At 63.9% G+C, this 3,944-nt stretch carries 3 protein-coding genes and 1 pseudogene; 1 reads left to right on the forward strand and 3 read right to left on the reverse strand.

Translation table 11 applies throughout. The features are described 5' to 3' along the window. The 3 genes and pseudogenes from WB402_RS08585 to WB402_RS08595 form a co-directional block, all read right to left on the reverse strand. Window positions 1-168 (reverse strand): annotated as a pseudogene (locus tag WB402_RS08585) (acetyl-CoA C-acyltransferase); the annotation flags it as partial. After that, window positions 165-2,645: an acyl-CoA dehydrogenase gene (locus tag WB402_RS08590; RefSeq protein WP_424206895.1), complete on the reverse strand. Its 2,481-nt coding sequence runs from the start codon at window positions 2,643-2,645 to the stop codon at window positions 165-167. The pseudogene WB402_RS08585 and the gene WB402_RS08590, both read right to left, overlap by 4 nt. A 161-nt stretch (window positions 2,646-2,806) precedes the next feature. Next, entirely contained in the window at window positions 2,807-2,971 is a 165-nt protein-coding gene (locus WB402_RS08595) for a rubredoxin (RefSeq protein WP_424206897.1), read from the reverse strand. A 90-nt stretch (window positions 2,972-3,061) separates the two neighbouring features. On the opposite strand from WB402_RS08595, the gene hemH reads away from it, so the two are divergent. Further along, window positions 3,062-3,944, forward strand: an 883-nt coding sequence (hemH, locus tag WB402_RS08600; RefSeq protein ID WP_424206898.1) for a ferrochelatase, incomplete at its 3' end; no start/stop codon positions are given.

The following is a 3,944-nucleotide window of genomic DNA, read 5'->3' on the forward strand; positions in this document are numbered from 1 at the left end:
GCCGACGATGACCTCGTCCAGCAGCGTGGCCGGGAACGGCTGGCGTGCGAGCACCGGCCGCGCGCAGGCCACCGCGAGATCGGAGGCAGAGAACAGTCCGGGTTCGCCACGCGTCTTCAGAAACGGCGTACGCGCCCCGTCGACGACGTAGATCTTGCGTCCATTCATGATGTTTTGCTTCGCGTCCTTTTTTTACGTGTTGGTCCCGACACAGGCCGTGGTGGACCACCGGCCGGGAAATCGTCCACGGCGATGACCGAACGCCGCGCGGCATACGCCGCGCGAACCAGTTTCGCCTCCGCGGCACTGAATATATTTTGCGCCAGTGCCGCCTGCACTTGGGCTTCGTGATCGCCGAGCAGCATCGGTTGCGCTTCCACTAGTTTCGCCAACTGGCGCTCGAGCGTTTCCGCCGCGATCACCTTGGGCAGCGCGTCTTCGAGCCGGCCGATGGCATCGTGCGCCGTCCTGGAAATATACATCCCTTGTGTCAGACGCTCGCGCGCGGACGAGGGTTCCATCAGCAGCTGGGCGCAGCCCAGGTCCATGGCATCGCTTGGCACGATATAGCGCCGGCCGGAAGGAAACACCAGCCCGCCCATGAGCCAGGCGACAAAGCGGTTCGGGAAATTTTTCAGGATCACGACCAGTGTTTTCTCCGCCTCGTGCAGGCAGTAATCGCAGGCAAAACGCAGCAGTGGAACATCCTCTAGCGGCCGGCCATCGTCTTCATACCGCTTGATCGCCGCCGAGGCCAGATACATGAAACTCAATACATCGGCGAAGCGGCCGGAAATTTTCTCCTTGCGCTTGAGCGCGCCGCCGAGCGTCAGCATGGCCATGTCGGAAATCAGGGCGAAGGCGTTTGACAGTCGCGTGAGCCGCTGCGCGTAACGCCGCACGGGTCCGTCCACCGGCACACGCACCAGACGTGCATCCGTGGCGCCGAGCCAGAACGCGCGCGCGGCGTTGCTGAGCGTATAGCGGAGGTGGCCGAACAACGCTTCATCGAAAACCTTCACGCCGCGCGATTCGTCTGCATCGGCCACTGCCTGCATTTCCTTCAGCACGTAGGGGTGGCAGCGCACCGCGCCCTGGCCGTAGATGATGAGCGCGCGCGTCAGCAGGTTCGCGCCCTCGACCGTGATCGAGATGGGCAGCGCCTGGTACACGCGACCCATGAAATTCCGCGGCCCGAGACAGATGCCGGCGCCGCCCTGGATATCCATGGCGTCGTTGACCACGCGGCGCATGTGTTCGGTGAGCTGGTATTTGACGATGGCCGAGGCCACCGAGGGCTTTTCGCCCAGATCCACGGCCCGCGCGGTGAGCGTGCGCGCCGCGTCCATCAGGTAGGTGTAACCGGCGATGCGCGCCAGCGCTTCTTCCACCGCCTCGAATTTGCCGATCGGCAATTTGAATTGCCGGCGGATGCGCGCGTAGGCGCCAGTGGCACGGCAGGCGAGCTTGCCCGCGCCGACCGACAGCGCCGGCAGGGAAATCGAGCGGCCGGCGGCCAGCGACTCCATCAGCATGCGCCAGCCCTGGCCGACGCGCTCACGTCCGCCGATGATCCAGTCAAGCGGAATAAAAACATTTTCCCCCCAGTTGGGGCCGTTCTGGAACGCGATGTCGAGCGGGTTGTGACGCGTGCCGATTTTCACACCGGGCGTGTCCGTGGGAATGAGCGCCAGCGTGATACCAAGCTCTTCTTCGTCGCCGAGCAAATGTTCCGGGTCGAAAAGCCGGAACGCGAGCCCGAGCACCGTGGCCACGGGCCCAAGCGTGATGTAACGCTTCTCCCAGTTGAGGCGGATGCCGAGCACGTTTTTTTTGCCCTGAAACTCGCCGCGGCACACCACGCCGCGGTCGGGCATGCTGCTCGCATCGCTCCCGGCTTCGGGGCTCGTCAGCGCGAAACACGGGACTTCCGTGCCGCGCGCCAGACGCGGGAGATAGTGTTTCTTCTGTTTATCGGTGCCGTAATGCAGCAACAGTTCCGCCGGACCGAGCGAGTTCGGCACCATTACCGTGACCGCGGCGGTGATCGAACGGCTGGCGACCTTCATGACCACCGCGGAATGTGCCTGCGCAGAAAATTCGAGCCCGCCGTACGACTTCGGGATGATCATACCGAAGAAGCCCTGCTCCTTGAGGTAGCGCCACACCTCCGGCGGCAGGTCGCCGCGCTCGTGCGTGATCTGCCAGTCGTCGAGCATCGCGCACAGCTTCTCGACCGGCCCGTCGAGAAACGCCTGCTCCGCGTCGGACAGTCCCGGCAACGGCAGGCTGAACAGGTCTTCCCAATTCGGATCGCCGCCGAACAGTTCCGCCTCCCACCACACGGTTCCGGCCTCGAGCGCTTCGCGTTCGGTATCGGACATCGCCGGCATGATCTGGCGCATCAAACGCTGCAGCGGTGCGCTGATCAGCGCGCGACGCAACGGCGCCACCATCAGGGGGAAGACGAAAAGGAAAAAAACGCCCCAGACAACGGGCGACGCTGAAGTGGTGGGATGAGCGAGCATGTCCCACAGGCCGATGCCCGCGGCCAGCGCCGTGGCCCAGACGACCCCCGGGACGCGCGCGGCGGCCAGCCCCCAGGCCGTCACGACGGCAAGCAAAATCCAAATGGCGGCGCTCATGTGTCCCTGCCTTGGCGGTTCCTGTCCTTAAGTGGTGGCGTGCGGCAACTGCCTACCATTGTAGTCCACGACACTCGCGGCAGCCCGCCGGGAAGCGGGTATTTCGGGGTAAATAGCGCCCAGTGCCCGAGGCGAATGCTCCTTCGGAGACGGCGGCTAGCTCAGATTTCGATCATCTCGAAATCGGACTTGGCGGCACCGCAGTCGGGGCATTTCCAGTTCTCCGGCACATCTTCCCAGCGTGTCCCGGGAGGTATGCCGTCTTCCGGGCGGCCCTTCTCTTCTTCGTAGACATAGCCGCAGATGACGCACATATACGCCTTCATTCACGCCCCCGGTATAAAGCTAATTTAAAGATGATGGTCGCAATGATCGCATTTTCACCTTCGTGGTGAAACCACCGGCGCGGGGGTAAAATGCCGGCGATGTCAGAGCGTATCGCGGTGGTGCTGTGCAACCTGGGTGGGCCGGATTCCCTGGAGGCGGTGCGCCCGTTTCTGTTCAACCTCTTTTCCGATCCGGATATTTTCCGTCTGCCGCTCGGTTTCCTCACCCAGCGACCGTTCGCCGCGCTGATCGCGCGGCGCCGCGCCCCGGAGGCCGCCCACGGCTACGCTGCCATCGGCGGTAAATCGCCGATCCTCGAGTACACGCGCGCCCAGGCCGAGGCGCTGGCCAAGGTACTCGCGGGCGCCGGCGAGTTCGACGTGCACGTGTGCATGCGCTACTGGCATCCGCTCACCGCGGAAGTGGTCGCGATGCTCAAGAAAAAAAATTACGCGCGCGTGATCCTGCTGCCGCTGTATCCGCACTATTCCATTACCACCACCGGCAGCTCCTATAACGAGTTCCAGCGCGAGTGCGGGCGCCAGCACTATCACCCGTCGGTCACGCTGGTGCGCCAGTGGTACGACCAGCCCGATTACCAGCACGCCAGCGTCGAGACCGTGCGCGCCGAGGCCGCCAAATTCCCCGAGCCCGACCCCAAGCACATCGAACTGCTGTTCTCCGCGCACGGTCTACCGCAGAAAATCGTGAACGCGGGCGATCCGTACGAGCGCCAGATCCGCGCCACCTTCGACGCCCTGTGCGCCGAGCTCAAATGGCCGCACATCACGCTGTGTTACCAGAGCCGCGTCGGGCCGCTCGAGTGGCTGCGGCCGTACACCGATGACGTGATCCGCGCGAAGGCCGCGGCGGGCGTGAAACAAATGTTAGTGTATCCGATCGCGTTCGTGTCGGATCACGTCGAAACACTTTATGAGCTTGGCATCACCTACGCCGAAGTCGCGCGCGCGC

The sequence above is a fragment of the Sulfuricaulis sp. genome (assembly GCF_049587675.1).
In the GTDB taxonomy this organism is placed as follows: domain Bacteria; phylum Pseudomonadota; class Gammaproteobacteria; order Acidiferrobacterales; family Sulfurifustaceae; genus Sulfuricaulis.

Bases quoted from the DNA above. Each gene is read 5' to 3' on its own strand.
- WB402_RS08595 (WP_424206897.1), bottom strand. From the start codon at position 2,971: ATGAAGGCGTATATGTGCGTCATCTGCGGCTATGTCTACGAAGAAGAG.
- WB402_RS08590 (WP_424206895.1), bottom strand. From the start codon at position 2,645: ATGAGCGCCGCCATTTGGATTTTGCTTGCCGTCGTGACGGCCTGGGGG.